At 34.9% G+C, this 19,196-nt stretch carries 13 protein-coding genes; 6 read left to right on the forward strand and 7 right to left on the reverse strand.

Going from position 1 to position 19,196, the window contains the following annotated elements; genetic code table 11:
- The first annotated feature begins 2 nt into the window (after positions 1-2).
- On the forward strand, positions 3-1,511 hold the full coding sequence (locus GOQ17_RS09585; RefSeq protein WP_159637129.1) for a lipopolysaccharide biosynthesis protein: 1,509 nt from the start codon (positions 3-5) through the stop codon (positions 1,509-1,511).
- A 32-nt stretch (positions 1,512-1,543) separates the two neighbouring features.
- The gene (locus tag GOQ17_RS09590; RefSeq protein ID WP_159637130.1) at positions 1,544-2,068 is read left to right on the forward strand and encodes a hypothetical protein; all 525 of its coding nucleotides are present in this window, start codon (positions 1,544-1,546) and stop codon (positions 2,066-2,068) included.
- 14 nt (positions 2,069-2,082) lie between these two features.
- On the opposite strand, the gene dusB is transcribed toward GOQ17_RS09590, so the two are convergent.
- The 5 genes from dusB to trmD all read right to left on the reverse strand — a co-directional run bounded on the left by dusB (position 2,083) and on the right by trmD (position 7,013).
- Positions 2,083-3,078, reverse strand: a complete 996-nt coding sequence (gene dusB, locus GOQ17_RS09595) for a tRNA dihydrouridine synthase DusB (protein ID WP_159637131.1) — start codon at positions 3,076-3,078, stop codon at positions 2,083-2,085.
- Between the two features lie 76 nt (positions 3,079-3,154).
- Positions 3,155-3,937: an indole-3-glycerol phosphate synthase TrpC gene (trpC, locus tag GOQ17_RS09600; RefSeq protein ID WP_159637133.1), complete on the reverse strand. Its 783-nt coding sequence runs from the start codon at positions 3,935-3,937 to the stop codon at positions 3,155-3,157.
- 5 nt (positions 3,938-3,942) lie between these two features.
- Complete coding sequence (locus tag GOQ17_RS09605; protein WP_159637145.1) at positions 3,943-4,512, reverse strand: anthranilate synthase component II; 570 nt, start codon at positions 4,510-4,512, stop codon at positions 3,943-3,945.
- A 167-nt stretch (positions 4,513-4,679) separates the two neighbouring features.
- The gene (locus GOQ17_RS09610) at positions 4,680-6,083 is read right to left on the reverse strand and encodes an anthranilate synthase component I family protein (protein WP_159637134.1); all 1,404 of its coding nucleotides are present in this window, start codon (positions 6,081-6,083) and stop codon (positions 4,680-4,682) included.
- A 252-nt stretch (positions 6,084-6,335) separates the two neighbouring features.
- Positions 6,336-7,013 (reverse strand): tRNA (guanosine(37)-N1)-methyltransferase TrmD, encoded by a 678-nt coding sequence (gene trmD, locus GOQ17_RS09615; RefSeq protein ID WP_159637135.1) that lies wholly within the window; start codon positions 7,011-7,013, stop codon positions 6,336-6,338.
- 442 nt (positions 7,014-7,455) lie between these two features.
- On the opposite strand from trmD, the gene GOQ17_RS09620 reads away from it, so the two are divergent.
- The 4 genes from GOQ17_RS09620 to GOQ17_RS09635 all read left to right on the forward strand — a co-directional run bounded on the left by GOQ17_RS09620 (position 7,456) and on the right by GOQ17_RS09635 (position 16,994).
- A complete protein-coding gene (locus GOQ17_RS09620) occupies positions 7,456-10,461 on the forward strand; it encodes a SusC/RagA family TonB-linked outer membrane protein (RefSeq protein ID WP_159637136.1) in 3,006 nt (1,001 codons plus the stop codon).
- A gap of 11 nt (positions 10,462-10,472) precedes the next feature.
- On the forward strand, positions 10,473-11,837 hold the full coding sequence (locus tag GOQ17_RS09625) for a RagB/SusD family nutrient uptake outer membrane protein (RefSeq protein ID WP_159637137.1): 1,365 nt from the start codon (positions 10,473-10,475) through the stop codon (positions 11,835-11,837).
- 445 nt (positions 11,838-12,282) lie between these two features.
- A complete protein-coding gene (locus GOQ17_RS09630) occupies positions 12,283-15,381 on the forward strand; it encodes a SusC/RagA family TonB-linked outer membrane protein (RefSeq protein WP_159637138.1) in 3,099 nt (1,032 codons plus the stop codon).
- A gap of 14 nt (positions 15,382-15,395) precedes the next feature.
- A complete protein-coding gene (locus GOQ17_RS09635; protein ID WP_159637139.1) occupies positions 15,396-16,994 on the forward strand; it encodes a RagB/SusD family nutrient uptake outer membrane protein in 1,599 nt (532 codons plus the stop codon).
- 242 nt (positions 16,995-17,236) lie between these two features.
- Here the strand turns inward: GOQ17_RS09635 and GOQ17_RS09640 are convergent, their stop codons facing one another.
- On the reverse strand, positions 17,237-17,614 hold the full coding sequence (locus tag GOQ17_RS09640) for a hypothetical protein (RefSeq protein ID WP_159637140.1): 378 nt from the start codon (positions 17,612-17,614) through the stop codon (positions 17,237-17,239).
- A gap of 283 nt (positions 17,615-17,897) precedes the next feature.
- Positions 17,898-19,196 (reverse strand): ISL3 family transposase (locus GOQ17_RS09645; protein ID WP_159637142.1); only part of this gene is annotated, 1,299 nt, incomplete at its 5' end.

Consider the following 19,196-nt stretch of genomic DNA (forward strand, 5'->3'; position numbering starts at 1 on the left):
CTGTGTCTAGCATTAAGAAACTACTGAGTGATACCGTTATATACGGACTGACTACTATAATAGCCCGTGTCCTAAATTTTCTTTTGACTCCATTTTTTCTACGGAAATTTGAGTCCTCGATCTACGGGATTTTCACCAACTTGTATTCTTACGCTGCCATGATCAATGCCGTATTGGCATTTGGTATGGAGACAACCTATTTTAGGTATTTGCAGCGGGTAGATAAGAGTGATAAGGAAAAAGTCTTTAACAATAGTTTTATAGTTACATTATTTGCTACTATAATTTTCGTAGCGACGATGTTCATCTTTGCTGAACCAATTGCTGGATTCGTGAAATCTGTAGATCTACAACCTCAAGAATACATCGTCTTTGTAAAATTATTTGCTGTAATATTAGGAGCTGATGCATTAGCGGTTGTTCCATTCGCACGTTTGAGAGCGGAGGGTAGACCAATTCGCTATGGTGTTATTAAGATTATTAACATTACTGCTCTGGTGTTTTGCAATCTTTTTTTATTGTATTGGTTGCCTAGTTTGATGGAGAGGCATTCCTTTTGGCAAGAGTTTGCTACAGGATGGTTTCGTGAAGGTTGGTTGGGAAATGTTTTTATATCGAACCTGATAGCGAGTGTGGTGACATTAGTTTTGTTATTACCACAAATTGCTCAATTTTCATTCCGTATTGATGGTGCATTGATGAAAAGCATGATCAGTTATAGCTTTCCGATATTAATAGCGAATATATCCTTCATTATTAATGAACATTTGGACAAAATGATGTTCCCTAAACTTATCCCAACCGCACAAGGAGAGCAGGATTTGGGGATATATGGTGCAGTTGCAAAAATTGCAATTTTCCTCAACCTTTTTGTAACAGCTTTTCGTCTGGGTGCCGAACCATTTTTCTTTTCTTACGCAAAAAATGAAAATGCTAAACAAGTTTACGCAAAGATAATGGATTATTTTATCATTGCTATGGTATTAGTAATGGTAGGTCTTACGGCAAATATTTCCTGGCTCAAAGATTTTATACGTGGTGGTGAATTTGAACGAGAGGTGTATTGGTCGGGATTAAACATAGTACCAATATTATTATTTAATAATGTGCTTTTAGGTATTTACATGAATCTTTCGGTTTGGTATCGACTATCTGATCAGACAAGATACGGATTATATATATCTGTTGTAGGGGCAATTATTACTGTAATGCTAAATATTACTCTTATACCTACATATTCCTATGTGGGAGCAGCACTATCCACGTCATTAACATATTTTGTAATGGTGACGATGTCTTACAGTCTTGGTCAAAAAAATTATCCAATTCCTTATAATAAGTGGAAAGCAATTTTCTATCTAGCACTAGCTATTATTTCGACAGCTGGTATGTATTATGTTTTTGATAATAATGTGTGGTTGAGCAATGCGTTGTTACTTGTAGTTGTCGGTTCTGTAGTTTATTTAGAAAGAAATTTTATAAAATCTGTAGCAGTTAAGCTTAAAAAATAGTTATATATTAGACTTAAATTATTTAACTGTTTATGAGAAAAATTTTACTTTTCGTGATGATAATATCATCATTTACTATAGCTTTAGCCCAACAATCCGCTGAAGAGCTACCAAATTTTCGAAAAAATGATATTTTGATAGATCCATTTTGGTTAATAGGTGGAGCTTATATAAATTTTTCGTATGAGAGGCTAATATCTTCTGGTACTGGTGTAGGAGCAAATTTATTATTAGGTGCAGGAGAAAATGACGAGTTTACGCAGGTATCACCATTTGTAAGATCCTATTTTGGAAATAAATATGCTTCTGGATTCTTTCTAGAAGGATTTGTGCCAATCACTGTAGATAGAGAAGGGTTTTATAATGATGGTAATGGTGTTACTCAAGTTACACGTACTACTGGAGGTATTGGTTTTGGAGTCGGATTTAAATGGCTTGCTAAAAAGAGAATGGTGTTCGAAATAAGTGGAGGAGTTGCAAGAAGAGTGTTTGGAGAAAGAGGGGGATTAACTCCGATTACTGGTAAAGGAATGATTGGCGTAGGTATTAAATTATAGAAATAAGCCGTTATTTAAACGGCTATTTCAGAGAAATTATATTTTATATCTTCTAAAACTTCAAGGATTTCCTTTTCAGAAGACAGGCTTACTAATTTCATGCGCTGTTCTTTGAAGTTAGGTATTCCTTTGAAATAATTTGAATAATGTCTTCGCATTTCAAATATGCCTAATTTATCACCCTTCCATTCAATGGATTTCGTTAGATGTGTCTTACAAACTTCTACGCGTTCTGCAATTGTTGGTCCTTCTAGGCGTTCTCCGGTTTCGAAGAAATGCTTTATTTCTCTAAAAATCCAAGGATAGCCAATAGCAGCACGGCCAATCATTATGCCATCTACTTCAAACTCTTTACGCCATGCAGCAGCTTTCTCCACAGAATCCACATCGCCATTTCCAAATATTGGAATTTTAATACGCGGATTTTTCTTTACATCACGTATCATTGTCCAATCAGCTTCGCCTTTATAAAGTTGTGCTCTAGTACGTCCGTGGATTGCAAGTGCTTTGATGCCTACATCCTGCAGACGTTCTGCCACTTCGTATACGTTCTTAGTGTTATCATCCCAACCTAAACGGGTTTTCACTGTCACTGGTAGATGTGTAGCTTCAACCACAGCTTTGGTCATAGCGACCATCTTGTCGATGTCTTGTAATAAAGAGGATCCAGCACCTTTGCATACCACTTTTTTCACTGGACAACCGTAATTAATATCTATCAAATTGGGGTTTGCTTTTGTACAGATCTCAGCAGATTTGCGCATACTTTCGATGTCACCCCCAAATATTTGAATACCAATAGGTCTTTCGTATTCGAAAATATCAAGTTTCTGAACAGATTTAGCAGCATCACGAATCAATCCCTCTGAAGATATGAATTCCGTGTACATTAAATCCACTCCATTTTGCTTACATACATAACGGAAAGGAGGATCGCTCACATCTTCCATCGGAGCTAACAATAATGGGAATGCTCCAAGGTCAATATTTTCACCAATTTTTACTGACATGATGCAAAAGTAAGTAAATAAATATGTTAATAGAAAATTCCCTTATTTTGTGAATATTTTCTGACGCGAAAGTAAACTAAATAAGTGCTACAAATTCTTTAATAGCTTGTGCTGGATCAGTTGTTTTCATGAAATTCTCCCCAATCAGAAAGCTGTTAAAGCCACGTGATTTTAAATCTTTAATGGTCTCAGGATCTGAAATACCACTTTCAGATACTTTTAAGTAATTATTTGGAATTTTGTTTACTAAATCATAAGAGTGTTCGAGGGAAACTGAAAAATCTTTCAGATTGCGGTTGTTCACACCGATGGCATCAATGTTTGGAAAAATATTTTGAACAAGTTCCTCCTCATTGTGTACTTCTAATAGAACATTCAAACCTAAAGACTTCGCATAAGCTGAGAAGTCTTCCACTTCTTCGGGTGTTAAGCATGCTGCAATTAATAATATAATATCCGCACCATATGCTTTTGCCTCAGCGATTTGATATTTATCGACAATAAACTCTTTTCTTAACAAAGGAATAGATAGTACTTTTCTAGCTTCTGACAGGTCTGCTAAAGTGCCTTGGAAAAAATCATTATCTGTCAGTACAGATATTGCTGAAGCACTAGCTTTTTCGTAACCCAATACAACTTCTTCTACAGTAGAATGACCATTAATCAATCCTTTGGATGGTGAGGCACGTTTATATTCTGCGATAATTCCAGTTTTTGCAGGATGCAAAACTGAATCTTTAAGTGAATGACATGTTCTCTCAAATAGGGGATATTGCATTAATTGCTCTAACGAAACGTTAGATTTCGCAGCTGCAACTTCCTGTTTCTTTCTTTCTACGATTTTATCTAGGATAGTCATTGCTCTTATTTTAACCAGTTAGCGATAAGTAATTTGCCATTGTCTGTCAAAACAGATTCAGGATGAAACTGCATGCCACGAACATCATATTCTTTATGCGTCAAAGCCATGATAATTCCATTTTCGTCAACTGCGGTGATGTATAATGAATCGGGTAAGGAATTTCCATCTACAGCCCAAGAGTGGTAGCGACCAATTTTAGAATCTTTCGGAAAGTTTAGAAACAATTTCTCCGAATTATCTGTCACATTTATTGAGGTTGCAACACCGTGTAAAGGTTTTGGTAAGTTGAAGAGTTTTCCACCAAAAACTTCGGCAATGGCTTGTTGGCCTAAGCAAATTCCCAAGATGCTTTTGGATGAAGCATACTTGCGGATTACTTCCATTAAAAGTCCAGCTTCTTCAGGAATTCCAGGCCCTGGAGATAATAATATTTTGTCAAATTGTTCTACATAATCTAATTCGAATTTGTCATTACGTACTACTACATAATCTTGATTTAATTCTTGTAGCAAATGAACTAAATTGTATGTAAAGGAGTCATAATTATCGATGACCAATATCTTTGCTTTCATTTTGTCTGAATCTACCTCACTTTTTAAAATTGAATCAATCTCTTCGAATGTTTGCGATTTTTTGATGTATTGGTTTTTTAATTCTTCTAATTCGTGAATACGCTGATTGATAGTAGCGATCGAATCATTGAAGTGTTGTATATCTGTACAGTAATCTAATGGACGAATCATATATTTTGCGCTAAATCTAAAGCTCTGCGTAATGCAGCAATTTTGTTGTTTACTTCTTGTAATTCTTTCTCAGGCTCTGAATCTAAAACTATACCTGCGCCAGCTTGATAATGCAAAACATTTCTTTTACTTAGAAAGGAGCGAATCATAATAGCGTGATTAAAATCACCATTAAATCCCATATAACCCAATGCGCCTGAATAGAACGAGCGTTGTAGGCCTTCATAGCGGTCAATTAATGTAAGTGCCATATGTTTGGGAGCGCCTGAAAGTGTTCCTGCTGGGTATGTATCACCCACAACATCAAAGGGATTTGTATTATCGTTCAACTTGCCAGAAACTTTAGATACCAAATGTATAATATGCGAATAATACTGTGCTTCCTTATATGATTTTACTTCTACGCTATGGCAATGTCTACTTAGATCATTACGCGCAAGATCTACCAACATCACATGTTCTGCGGATTCTTTTGGGTCATTTTTTAGTGATTCTGCTATTTTTTCATCTTCTTCAAGATTTCCTGTCCTTTTGAATGTTCCTGCAATTGGGTAGATAGTAGCATTACCCTTTTTAATAGTTATTTGAGCCTCTGGAGATGAACCAAATAATTTAAAATCTCCATAATCAAAGTAAAATAAATATGGCGAAGGATTTATGGAGCGAAGCGCACGATACACATTGAATTCATCACCAGCGAAACGTGTTGAAAATCCTCTAGAAGGCACAATTTGAAAGACGTCACCACGTCTGATATGTATTTTCATTTTTTCAACCAAGGCAATAAACTCAGCGTCTGTCATATTAGAAGATTCCTCACCTTTGATTTCAAAAGAGTATTCTGGGAAGTTTTTATTTTGAATCAAGTACTCCATTCGGTTTAAATCTGATTCTTCATCTTCCAACAAGTTTTCGAAAATATAAAGTTGATTTCTGAAGTGATCAATTGCAATGACATATTTGTACACATGATATTGCATGAAAGGGATGTGGCGCGCATCATTAGTTTGTGCGGTCAATTTTATATCTTCAAAATGTTCTACAGCATCAAAAGTAAAATAACCAAAAAGACCGTTGGAAATTACGTTGACTTCGGTTAATTCAATATCGGCAAATGATTGTCTAAAACTCGATACTTCTTCCCTTAGGTTTATTTCACTTGCCTTTTTAACGCTTTTTGGTTGGTTTGGATATGAAATAGTTAATTCTTCTTCATTCAATATTATGCCTCCAATTTGTTGGCAACAGATGTAGCTGATATTATTGTCACGACTATGGTATTCCGAACTTTCTAATAAAAGGCTATTGGGAAAAGTATCTCTCAATCGCAAATAGATACTCACAGGTGTGGTCGTATCTGCGAGGATTTTTTTATAATTAGTTTTAAATGAATATCTCATATTTTTAAATTGTAGTCAATAATAATAAAAAAGCCCGATGTATTATACATCGGGCTTAAATGGTTTTGGTTGATTTAATAAAAATGTTAATATTATAATATACCAATTAAGTATTGTTGCCCGATGCTCAAAGCTTCAGGCCACCATCCATATTGATATGTATTCGTCGTATGCATTTTGGTTACAAATATTATAATTAATTTTATATAATCAAATGTTTTTTAAGAAAAAAATAAAAAATCTTTAATATGTTTAATCATTTAATAAGTCAGGCCTTCTTTCTTTTGTTCTTACGAGCTGTTGCTCGTCTCGCCATTCATTAATTTTAGCCTCATTTCCACTTAGTAATACGTCTGGCACTCGATGTCCTCTCCACTCTGCTGGGCGAGTATATATAGGTGCATCAAGGAGTCCATCTTGGAAAGAATCTGAAAGTGCAGATGTCTCATCTGATAATACACCTGGTATCAAACGTATTACTGCATCGACTACTATAGCGGCAGGCAGTTCTCCACCGGAAAGAACATAATCACCAATTGAGATTTCTTTTGTAACAAATACATCACGAATACGTTGGTCAATACCCTTATAATGACCACATAGGATAATGATGTTTTTTTTGATTGACAAATCATTCGCTATACTTTGATTTAAAGTTACTCCATCTGGAGTCATATAGATGATTTCGTCATATTTGCGTTCGCTTTGAAGCTTTTCTATACATAATGCAAAAGGCTCAATCTGCATAACCATGCCTGAACCACCTCCATAAGGGTAATCATCTACTGATTTATGTTTGTTGAAAGCATACTCACGTAGATTATGTACATGTATCTCAGCTATCCCTTTTTTTTGTGCTCGTTGAAGGATGGAGTGAGCAAAAGGACTTTCTAATAAAGAAGGTAATACTGTAATGATATCAAATCTCATGTTACAAAGATAGAAAGATTGTTTTGTTATATCCTTGTCATTAAAAATCTGAGTGTTGAAATACTAAATTATTTCAAATGTTTTGTTAAATCGATTTGATTCAAAATAAAATTCTGTTAATACGTTTGATTTTTGAATGAGTAGTAATTAGATTTCTAATTGCATAATTTGTATTTAGTAAGGTTATTTAGTTTCTGAATTATAAATAATATCTTTTTTTGTTAAAAAACTTGTAATAACAACTTCTATATTATAGATTTGCTCTCCCTCTGTTAAAAAATGTTAAAACAGGTAGGGTTAACACTAACTAATTATTTATTCTGAATTAATGAAAAGCATTTATATGCAATTCATTGATAGATAATAGCCTACCTTGTCTATTCCTTTCTAAAAGTTGCGTATACAATTTAATATGTAATTATTTAAAACAATTAATAAACACATGAAACAAAAGTTACTCAGTACTATGTTTGCGGTAGCTTGCATTGCAAGTTCATCGTATGCACAAGAACGTCAAGTGAGTGGTAAAGTAACTGCAGCAGATGGATCTCCAATAAGTGGTGTATCTATTTCTGTGGTTGGTACTTCATCAGCTACTCAGACTGATGCTTCTGGTAGTTTTACTTTATCCGCAGCTCCGGGAGCTACGATAAATGCTTCCTCAATTGGTTATATTACACAACGCGTAAGTGTAGGTAATTCGTCGGTAATTTCAATTGTATTACAAGCAGATGATACAGAGCTGGAAGAAGTTGTTGTAGTAGGTTATGGAACAGTTTTGAAAAGAAACTTAACTACTTCGATAAGTACAGTTGGTGAGAAGGAATTGAAAGAAGTTCCCGTTGCAAATGTTCAACAAGTTCTTCAAGGCAAGGCTGCTGGTGTAAGTATTTCTTCTGGAGGTGGTCGTCCAGGCGCACCTTTAGCGGTTCAAATTCGTGGTCGTTCTTCAATCAATGCTGGTAATGATCCTTTGTATGTGGTTGATGGTGTAATTATGCCTTCTAACAATGGCGCGACTCCTAATTCGGTAGGTGCTGGGGTATCACCATTAGCAAACTTAAATCCAGAGGACATCGTTTCTGTTGAAATCTTAAAAGATGCTGCTTCGGCTTCTATTTACGGCTCCCGTGGTTCTAATGGTGTTGTGTTGATTACAACTAAGGGTGGCTCTAAATTTGGAAAATCACAAATTAATGCCTCTTTATATACAGGGTTTCAATCTTTAACACAGCGTAAAGAGCTGCTTAATTCTACAGAGTATCGTTCATTATACAACGAAGCTGCTGTGAATGCTAATCTAAGTCCAGTATTTACAGATGATCAAGTTAACAATCCTGAGCATGATGTTAATTGGTTAGATCAAATATTATCTGACAATTCTCGTGTAAATTCTGCGCAAGTATCAATCACTTCGGGTGGTAACGAGAAAACTCAATTCTATACTTCATTCAATTATTTCAACCAAGATGGTGCATTAATTAGAGGTGGATTTGATCGTTATGCATTAAGAGGTAATATCACGCACAAAATTAATGATTTCATTACATTAGGTTCAAATACAGCTTTGTCTAGAACATCAAGAGATGAAACTCCAGTAGATAATAGTATTTATTCTCCATTCCCAAGAGCATTAGTAGCGAGACCAGATCAACCAGTGTATAATGCTGATGGTACGTTTGCAATTAACAGTTACAACAACCCATTGCATATGTTCCAGTCGCAAAACTACGTTAACATATCGAATGCATTCAATTCTTCTTACTTGGAGTTTGATATCATCGATGGTTTGAAATTCAAAACAGCTTTAGGTGTTGATTTTACTTATTTAGATCAAAGATTGTATAATCCAATCTCCTCACTTTCTGGTGCGGGAAGTAATGGTTCAGCAGCTTCTGGTTATGTTCAAACAAGAAACTTATTGACAACACAAACATTGTCTTACAATAAATCATTCTTCGATAAGAAATTAGACTTAAACGCTATTGCAGTTTACGAATATCAAAAAAATGAGCGTGAGAATAATCGTGTTGATGGAACAAACTTTCCATCGGATTTAACACCATACATTACTTCGGCAGCTTCAATAACGGGTGGTACAGCAAATTATACTGATTTTGCGATAGCTTCTGCCTTAACTCGTGTGAACTTGGGATGGGAAGGAAAATATTTGTTTTCAGCTTCAATCCGTAGAGATGGATCTTCTAAGTTTCCAAAAGCAGGTAGATTTGGATATTTCCCATCAATTTCTGCTGGTTGGGTAGTATCTGAAGAAAACTTTTTACAAGATGCAAGATATATTAGTTTGTTGAAGTTAAGAGCTTCTTACGGATCTACAGGTAATCAAGAGGGTATTGGTAATTACGCATACCGTAGAGTAATCGGTGGTGGTTTCAATTATTTGGATCTTCCAGGATTTGCGTTGTCAGCTATTGGCTCTCCAAACTTAAAATGGGAGTCGACTGATCAAATTGATATCGGTTTAGATCTAGGTTTGTTTAATAACCGTTTGGAGATTGCTGCGGATTATTATAAGAAAACAACGAAAGATTTATTATTAAGTAGACCAATTCCTTCTACAACAGGCTTTACGTCTATTTTGGAAAATGTAGGTAGTTTGGAGGGGTCAGGATTTGATTTCCAAATCACTTCAAGAAATATTTCCAATGGTGAATTTAATTGGACTTCAACACTGAATTTAGCTACTTATAAAAATGAGGTGACAAAATTATATGACGATCAACCTATTGATGGAGCATTTGTAACTCGTCACGCAGTGGGTCAGCCATTAGGATCATTCTTCTTGATTAAATCGTTAGGAGTAGATCCTGAAACAGGTGATATGATGTATGAGGATATTAATAATTCAGGTACAATCAATTCAGATGACAGACAATTTTTAGGTAATCCACTTCCTAAGTTCCATGGTGGTTTCACGAATAACTTATCATACAAAAACTTTGATTTAAATGTTTTCTTCCAATACAGTTACGGGAATGATGTATATAACATGGGTGCTCAAGGTACAGGTGGTTACGGAAGTTTAGGTGCTGTTGTTAGTTCTTCTGCTCCAGCTACAAATATGTTCAAAGAATATTATGACGGAAGATGGACGCCAGAGAATACTGACGCTAAATACCCTAGAGCAGTTGGTGGTGCACAAGGTACAACTAACTCTCAACATTCATCTAGATTCTTAGAGGACGGTTCTTATTTACGTTTGAAAACTTTGACACTAGGTTATACATTGCCAAAGCATATAACTTCAAAAGCTAAGTTTAATAATGTGAGAATTTATGCTAGTGCTTATAACTTATTGACATTTACTAAATATACGGGTTTTGATCCAGAGGTTACATCTGAATTAATTGTATCAAACTTAGGTGTAGATCAATCATCTATTCCACAATTTAAGACAGTAATGTTCGGTATCAATCTAGGACTATAATTGTATAACAAATGAAAAAAAATATATTTAAATCAATTGCTTTCTTATTGTTAGCAGGTACGATTGTTTCTTGTGATAACAAGTTAGAATTGTATCCACAAGATTCAGTTTCACCAGAGTTAGTTACTTCTGCTGAGGCGGAGAAATTGCTGAATGGTGTGTACGATGCGGTTCAAAATGGAAACGTTGGATCAGGATATGCTTACTTAAGTTATGTTACAGAGGATTTGTCAGCTGACAACTTAAAATATAGAGCAACATTCTTCCAGCACGGAGAGGTTGATAATAACAGTATCTTAACAAACAATGTACTCGTATCGCGTTATTTCAACTTTCCTTATGTGTTTATTCAACGCTCTTCAGATCTTATCGAAATTGTAAATAATTCGACATCCATGAGTGATGCAGAAAAGAATAAATTTTTAGGTTCTGCTTATTTCTTTAGAGCATATGGATATTACCGTTTAGTTACGTTATTTGGTGCTGTGCCAATTGTTAACAATAGAGATATTGTGCAAGTTCCTCGTAATTCTGTAGAAGAAGTTTATGCACAAATTATAAGTGATTTGAACCTAGCTATTGCAAATCCTGCTCCATATGTAAATAGTAATAATGTGTCAGTTGAAGCAGCAAAAGCTTTATTGGCGCGTGTATATCTAATCCAAGGTGATAAAGTTAATGCTAAGAAATATGCATTAGAAGTTATCAATTCAGGCAAATTTGACGTTGCGAGTTCTTATGAAGATATGTTTAAAGCTCCATATGAGAGTAAAGAGCATATCTTTAAGGTTGCCAATACAGCGACTGAAGGAGCTAATGCATTAGATTATTTCTTGCAACATTCAACGATGCCAGGTAGCGGTAGAGCAGAGTTGCCTGTCGATGAGTCACTAATCGCAGCATATGAAGAAGGTGATGAACGTAAGGCTGGATCTGTAACATGGATTCCAACAACAGTAACTAACTCTGGTTGGTATACACATAAATACCAAGATGCTTCTGGTAATGGCGCACATCCTTATTATATCTTACGTCTATCTGAGATGTATCTTATAGTTGCTGAATGTGATCTAACTACAAATCCTGCAAATGCATTGACTTATTTAAATAAAGTAAGAACTAACAGAGGTTTGAAAGCGAAATCTTCAGCAGATTTATATGATATTATTGCAGAAAGAAGAGTAGAGTTTGCTTTTGAAAATTTACGTTGGACAGATATGAGAAGAACTCCTTCCAAAGCGAATCCTTCTAAATCGATGGCAACTGAATTCTTAGAGGCTAAAGGTCGTTCTAAAAATGATGAATTGTACCCAATTCCTCAATCAGCAATAAATACAAATCCATTATTATTACCAAATAACGAGGGTTATAATTAATAGGAAATTATTTATAATTAAGTTCTAGAAAGCAGCAACCGATAGGTTGCTGCTTTTTTATTTATATAATGTAGACTGCTATAACATTTAATTATTTTAATACTATAGGTGTTCGTTTAGTTATAGTTACCTAACTTACCTTTTTTGAGTAAAAAGTGTTCAGAGTGATTAATTTTGTGGAATTTTTATTTTATGTAATATTGAATTATTAAATAAGTAAGCATACGTTCAAATTAATATAAAGGGTCACTATCTTGTATTTTCTTTTATAAATAATTCAATTCGTTTAAGAAAATAATTTTAAGCACTCGTATTGATTTAAAATTATTTTCTTAAACTGTTAAAATGTGTAAATTTATTTTTTATATGTTTGCATAATACCAATAAATTGTGAAACAAAGTTGCGTATGCAACACTAACAATTACTAAACAAAAACAAAAACTTATGAAACAAAAGTTACTCAGCACAATGTTTGCTGTGACTTGTATCTCTACAATGTCATTTGCGCAAACTCGAGAGGTGAGTGGTTTGGTGACTGCTGCGGATGGAACTCCAATTAGTGGAGCTTCTATATCAATTGTCGGCTCAAACACAGCAACTCAAACAGATGGATCAGGTCGATTCAAAATTCAGGCTACTTCTGGATCCACGTTAAATGTATCTTATATTGGATACACAACACAAAGGGTTTCTATCGGTAACTCGACAAATTTATCTATTGTGTTGCAAGCGGGAGATCAAGTATTGGATGAGGTGGTAGTTACCGGATATGGAACGCAAAGAAAAAGTGAAGTGACTGGATCAATAGCTTCTATTAAGGGTGAAGAATTTGCAAATGTTTCTGCTCCTTCTTTAGATAAGAGTTTACAAGGTTTAGCAGCAGGTGTACAGGCTTCCACTACGTCAGGTATATTAGGACAACCAGCAAAAATCAGAATTAGAGGTGTTAGCTCTATTTCAAATTCATCTGACCCTCTTTATGTGGTAGATGGCGTTCCTTTTATTTCTGGTGATCAAAGTGGTGTGTTTTATAATAACCCATTATCGAGTATCAATCCTAATGATATTCAAAGTGTAGAAGTATTGAAAGATGGTGCGGCTACCGCAATCTATGGGTCAAGAGCGGCTGGTGGAGTTATTTTGATTACTACGAAATCAGGTCAAAAGGGGAAAGCTACAATAAATTATGATAATTGGTTTGCTATAGCAAAAGCATCAAAAAAATATGATTTATTAAATGCAGCTGAATTTATTGAGATTACAAATGAAAAATTGGCGGCAAGAAATTCTGGCCCTTCAGCATTTGAAACGATAGATCCACAGAATAAAGTCTCTTATGATGTAGATTGGCAAGATGTTGTGTTAAGAACTGCTTCTCAACAAAACCACGCCTTGTCTTTAAGTGGTGGTACAGAGAAAACCTCATATTTCTTCTCAGGGAACTTTACAGATTTAAATGGTGTTTCAGTTGGTAATAGCCAAAAGAAATATGGCATAAGAGGTAAAGTAGAACAAAAAGCTTTGAACGATAAGCTTACAATTGGTCTTAATACTCAAGTTTCATATGTTGAAGATCGTGGTTTTAATGAAGGTGTAAATTCATTGTCTGGTAATATGGCAAATGCTTTAGTAGCATTACCAAATGTCCCTGTTAAATGGGCGGATGGATCTTACAATATTTCAGCAGATGGATCAGCTTTGGGTTCTGGTGCTAATACAAGAGGTATTGATGGTAATTATACTAACATTCAATTTGTATTAGATAATAATGTTTATAAAACTACTGGATTGCATTTTAATGGAAATGCATTTGCAAATGTAGAAATTATTGATGGATTAAATTTGAGGTCTCAAATCGCAACACAATATATTGCAGGAGAAGACTTTATGTATTGGCATCCCGATCATGGTGATGCGCGTTCAGTAGGTGGTAGAATTTACCAATATTATATTCCATCATTCCGTTACAACTGGCAAAATACTTTAAATTATAAAGTTAATTTTGGTGATAGTAGATTAGATGTTATAGCAGGTATTGAACATCAAAAAACTAGGTCTAGGAACTTTTTTGCACATGGATATGGTTTATCTTCAACATATTTTGCTGAAAACGAAAATATTATAGGTGGTTCATTGACAAATCAATTGCTTGGTGGTGGAGCTAGTGAACGTGCTTTTTCTTCAGTTTTTGCTCGTGCTAACTATGTTCTTTTGGATCGATACTTTGTTTCGGCAACTTTAAGGAGTGATAAAATATCTTCTTTACCTCACGGGAAACAAAGTGCAACTTTACCAGGAGCCTCTATTGGATGGGATGTATCCAAAGAAGACTTCTTTACAAGTAATGTTGTAAGTCAATTCAAATTAAGAGGGGGATACGCTGAAGTTGGTAATACAGAAATTGGTAGCTATCCATATGCAGGTATTTTTTCTGCTAGAATATATGGAGACGCTGCTGGACTATATTATTCGCAAGCAGGTAATCCTGACCTAAGATTTGAAACAAGTCAAAAAATTAATATTGGTGTGGATCTAGGTTTCTTTAATGATCGATTCACTTTCGTTGCAGACTACTTTAGAAACAATATTAATAATATGATTTTGGCCGTGCCAATTTCTCCATCTTTGGGCGTGCCAGGAAATCAAATAAGTCAAAATGTTGGTGAAATGTATAATCAAGGTTTTGAATTCAGTATCGGAGGAAACATTATTTCCAAGGAGAACTTTATATGGAATACAAATTTTAATGCTACGTTCGTTAAAAATGAAATATTAAAGTTAGTTGATGGAAATGATATTACTTACAACTATCATGTAAATAGAGAAGGAGAATCCATTGGATCATTTTATGGCTATGTATACCGTGGTGTAAATGCACAAAATGGAAATGCAATCTATGAAAAAGCAGATGGTTCATTAGTTCAGAACGTAGGGACTGGATATTCTGTGTATGATTCTAATAACCCTTCAGATATAAGTAAAGCCTCGTCGTTAGGCTCTGCTGATAAAAAAGTTTTAGGTAATTCAATGCCAACTTGGTATGGTGGTTTTAATAATACTTTTTCATATAAAGGCCTTGATTTAGTTGTAAATATGACCTACTCTGGTGGTAATAAAGTTTATAACCAGACTCGTCAAGACGCTCTAAATAACATGGAATTCCAAAATGCTGGTAAGGAACTATTAGACAGATGGACAACACCTGGTCAGGTTACAAATGTTCCAAAAGTAGTATATGGTTATGGAGCAGCAATGAACCTTGAGAATAGTGCAAATAGTAGATTCTTAGAGAATGGAAACTTCTTAAGAGTTAAGACTATAGGTTTTGGATATACTTTTAAAAATACTCCTTGGTTAAATGCAGCATATATTAATAATTTAAAATTATTCGCTCATGTAGAAAATGCCGCTGTATTTACTAAATATTCTGGTATAGATCCAGAAGTTGCGAATAGCTTTACATCAAATAGTCAATCTGCTTTAGATAACATGGCGAATCCTGTTCCTCGCACTTTTACTTTTGGTATTAATGTTGGTTTTTAATCACGAAGAATGTTATGAAAATTTCAAAATATAAAAAAATAAGTTCAGCTTTAATAGCTCTAGCTATTTCAACTGTATATAGCTGTAAAGATTTTACAGAATTAAATCCGTTAGGATCTTTGTCTGAGTCCACAGCATTTACAACTCCTTCAAATATTGATTTGGCAGTGAATGGTATGTACTGGCAAGCAGCAGTTGGTTATTATGATCCACTTAATGGTACAGCTTTACAGTCAAGGGGATATCCATTTGGAGGTGCTTCAGTAGAGCAAGCTGATATGAGGGGTGAAGATCTAGTAAATTTGCAGGCATTCTTCCAAGTTACTTATGAAAGTAATATTGGGCCTAACACAGCTAATAATGTTAACATGTGGGAGCAGTTATACGCTTTAATTAACCAATGTAATGTAATTATTGAAGGTGTGGATAATGCAGTAGAAGCAGGTATTTTAAATGCTGAGGATGGTAATCCTTATAAGGGTGAAGCTTTGTTTTTACGTGCTTTATCTCATCATGAGCTTTTATTACATTTTAGTCGTCCATATTCGGATAATCCAGGGACAAATTTAGGAGTGCCTTATCGTACTATTGCTATTACAGGATCAGCATCAGCAGCGGAAGCGAATTCTATGGGTCGTGGTAATGTCCAAGAATCATATCAAAAGTTAATTGAAGATCTAGATTTAGCAGAAAGCTTACTTCCAGCAACAAGGACTTCAAATTCTACAAAAATATCTCGTGCAACTAAGGGAGCGGCAATTGCATTAAAGACGCGTGTTAAGCTACATATGAAAGATTATTCAGGAGTAATTGCAGAAGCTACTAAGTTAGGTGCAGCTGAAACTTCAGGGAATTTTTCATCTACAATTGGAAGTTTTTCATTAGAAGCAGATCCATCGACTCCATTTTTGAGCTATGATAATAACAAAGAGTCTATATTTTCTATAGCACAAAGTATTGTATCTAGTGGAGGTGTAAATGGTGCAATCACAAGTATGTTTAGCCCATCACAGTTTAACGGAAGGGATTTAATTGGCGTTAGTCCTAATATTTATAATGCTCCATTTTGGTTGACCTCAGATTTAAGAAAGCAAAATTTGACTTTTAAACAATCTGTAGGTTCCCGTCCATTTGTTTATGTGTGGAAGTATAGAAAAATTGGAGATAATAATGATTGGGTTCCAATTATTAGATATGCTGAGGTTTTATTGAATGCGGCAGAAGCTTATTCGTATAGCAACAACAATGCTCAAGCTTTGAGACTTTTAAATGCAGTCAGAGATAGATCTGTTGGAGCTTCTAATTCATATGGAACAACTCCACCTGCAGATCTTAAATTAGCAATCTATAATGAACGTAGAATTGAATTTTTGGGCGAAGGTAGAAGATGGGGTGATATTCATCGTTTAGCACAAACAAGTTATGGTTATAACGGTGTGCCTGCAAAAGTGTTAGCTAGTCAATTGACAAGTGCAGTTTACGATGGGGTAACAATTGTTTCACCTAGTCACCCTGCTAAACCATATACAGATAAATCGTTTTTGTGGCCAATACCGCAAACAGAAACTGACGCGAATCCAACATTAAGAGATCAACAAAATCCTGGTTGGTAATATCAACAAAAAAGACGAAAGTGGCTTCTAAATTTTGAAGCCATTTTTATAATCTCTATAATCACGTTGTCATTATGGTATAAAAAATCTGAAACCAATAAGTATTTAGATTATATAAAACTTTCTAATAAAATTGCCTCATAAAAATTAATGAGGCAATTTTATTTATGTACAAGCCCCCGTCCTGAAATAACGATACATATTTTTAATCACTGAAAACTTGTATCTAAATTCAGGACTAGTCAATATCCACTATACGGAAGAACGGCTACAAAAACAGGACATTCATTAAGTTTTCCAGTGCTTGTGTCAACATAGTGAAGTTTATCTCCTGCAAAATCAATTTCTAAAAGTTTGCCTTGGCTCATGATCAAAATGCATAGTAGAATTACCTTTACGCAAATGATCTTGTAAAAGTTCACAGAATCTTGAATAACCAAAAGCATCCGGTATTCAAAAATGTATTCTTGCCACAACAATTGACGAGTTACACCTACACGCCGAAGTTCAGTAATAAAATATTCATAATGGGATTCTAAATGTAATTGCCTTGCATCTTTTACTACAGTCTCCTTTTTGTCAATATTGAGATAAACACGAAGATCATGGTTATTAAACAATAGAAGCTCCTGGATACTTAGTCCGCTAGCAGTAAAGGTTTTAATATACCTAGCTATCGTCCGTCTATTTATACCTGTCTCTCTTTATATTGATCGTTGAGAAGTACCACGCTCGACAAACAATAATATCTGTCTAATTTTTTGCATACTTAGAGGTTTATTTGTCATAATTAGGAATATATCTGATCCCTAACTTAGCAATCATTTTATCTAAATATCCAGTGGTGTACTTTGGAGCGGAATGACTGGCGTACTTTGGTGGTTCTTCGGCAATTTTGGTGAATTATGCTGATTTTGCAAGTATCATTTTCCTCAATAGCTGAAATCCTGCCCTACCGTACATTTTTCTTTTTATATTTTTTATTCGATTAACTTGTCCTTCAACCTGGCCGTTACTTACTGTTGTTACTACAGCATTATTTACTGCTTCATAGTCCCTTAAAAGGTTTTTAGCAAAATTTTTAAGCCCGCACTCTGATGTTGATGCCTCCTGAATCCATTTTTGTAACATTCCGTCTTTCTTGATAAGAAACAATTGTTTAAAGTCCTTTATCAACTGCTCCATTTGTTTTATTTGAGGAAGCTTTTCAAATAATAATTCTAAAAATTCTTTATCATCTTCCTTAAGGTGTTTTGAATCCCTATAGAGCATTAAGGATAATTTGGTTGGCGACCAAGTTTTTGTTACCACTACCTGTGCCTCATATTTCATTCTACTAAGCCCCGGCATATTATAAACTTCATTCATCTTGTGACAAAACTGGGTATACTTACCATTGAATCCCATCTGAACAATAGTGTTATGCAGTTCTCGATATGTTTTTCCGTGGTTCTCTTCGCTCAAAAGATAATTAATGAATGATTCCAGGTTGGTGGAGTTTCTGGATTGTCTTTTCTCAAGTTTTTCCATGGATATATACCTTGCGACTGTTTTTCGATCCAGCTTTGTAATTTTGGCAATTTGTCTCAGTGTAATACCATTGGCATATAGCTCTTTAACCTTGTCGAATAGATATTGTTTATGTGCACCAATGTTTGCTGTAGAAATTGTTGGTGCTACAACTTCTAAATTTGCTTCAACAGGTCCGGTAACTTCCGTTAATGTAGGATCATTCCTTTTGGGATCATTATAAAGCTTAAATATTTCCTTCAATTGTTTTGCTTGTGATTGGAAGACTTTTTTAGCTGCTTCCCCTAAGTTCATAATTAGGTGAAAGCGGTCGGCTACCTGAATGGCATCAGGGGCTCCTGTTTTTATACCCAAAGCATATGGACCATAGCGATCTCTGGATACTACTTTTATTTCTGGATGATTCTTCAGCCACTCTGCCAGCGTATCCGATTCACGATCCGGAAGTAAATCTATCACTTCTTTGCGTTCTAAATCCACAATAACAGTTCCGTAAGTACTTCCTTTTTTGAATGCCCAATCATCTACGCCAATTACCCCAGATGTCAAAGCTTTAGGTTCTACATCTACTCCTTGAATCACTCTTAACATAGTGGAGGAACTAACCGGCAGTCCAACATAGCGACTAATTGCTGAACCTCTATTTCCTCCCAATTCAAGTCCCATTTTAAA

This window comes from Sphingobacterium composti (genome assembly GCF_009829075.1).
Lineage (GTDB): Bacteria > Bacteroidota > Bacteroidia > Sphingobacteriales > Sphingobacteriaceae > Sphingobacterium > Sphingobacterium composti.

Coding starts and splice junctions, on each gene's coding strand:
- GOQ17_RS09590 (WP_159637130.1), top strand. CDS start 1,544: ATGAGAAAAATTTTACTTTTCGTGATGATAATATCATCATTTACTATA.
- dusB (WP_159637131.1), bottom strand. CDS start 3,078: ATGTCAGTAAAAATTGGTGAAAATATTGACCTTGGAGCATTCCCATTA.
- trpC (WP_159637133.1), bottom strand. CDS start 3,937: ATGACTATCCTAGATAAAATCGTAGAAAGAAAGAAACAGGAAGTTGCA.
- GOQ17_RS09605 (WP_159637145.1), bottom strand. CDS start 4,512: ATGAAAGCAAAGATATTGGTCATCGATAATTATGACTCCTTTACATAC.
- GOQ17_RS09610 (WP_159637134.1), bottom strand. CDS start 6,083: ATGAGATATTCATTTAAAACTAATTATAAAAAAATCCTCGCAGATACG.
- trmD (WP_159637135.1), bottom strand. CDS start 7,013: ATGAGATTTGATATCATTACAGTATTACCTTCTTTATTAGAAAGTCCT.
- GOQ17_RS09620 (WP_159637136.1), top strand. CDS start 7,456: ATGAAACAAAAGTTACTCAGTACTATGTTTGCGGTAGCTTGCATTGCA.
- GOQ17_RS09625 (WP_159637137.1), top strand. CDS start 10,473: ATGAAAAAAAATATATTTAAATCAATTGCTTTCTTATTGTTAGCAGGT.
- GOQ17_RS09630 (WP_159637138.1), top strand. CDS start 12,283: ATGAAACAAAAGTTACTCAGCACAATGTTTGCTGTGACTTGTATCTCT.
- GOQ17_RS09635 (WP_159637139.1), top strand. CDS start 15,396: ATGAAAATTTCAAAATATAAAAAAATAAGTTCAGCTTTAATAGCTCTA.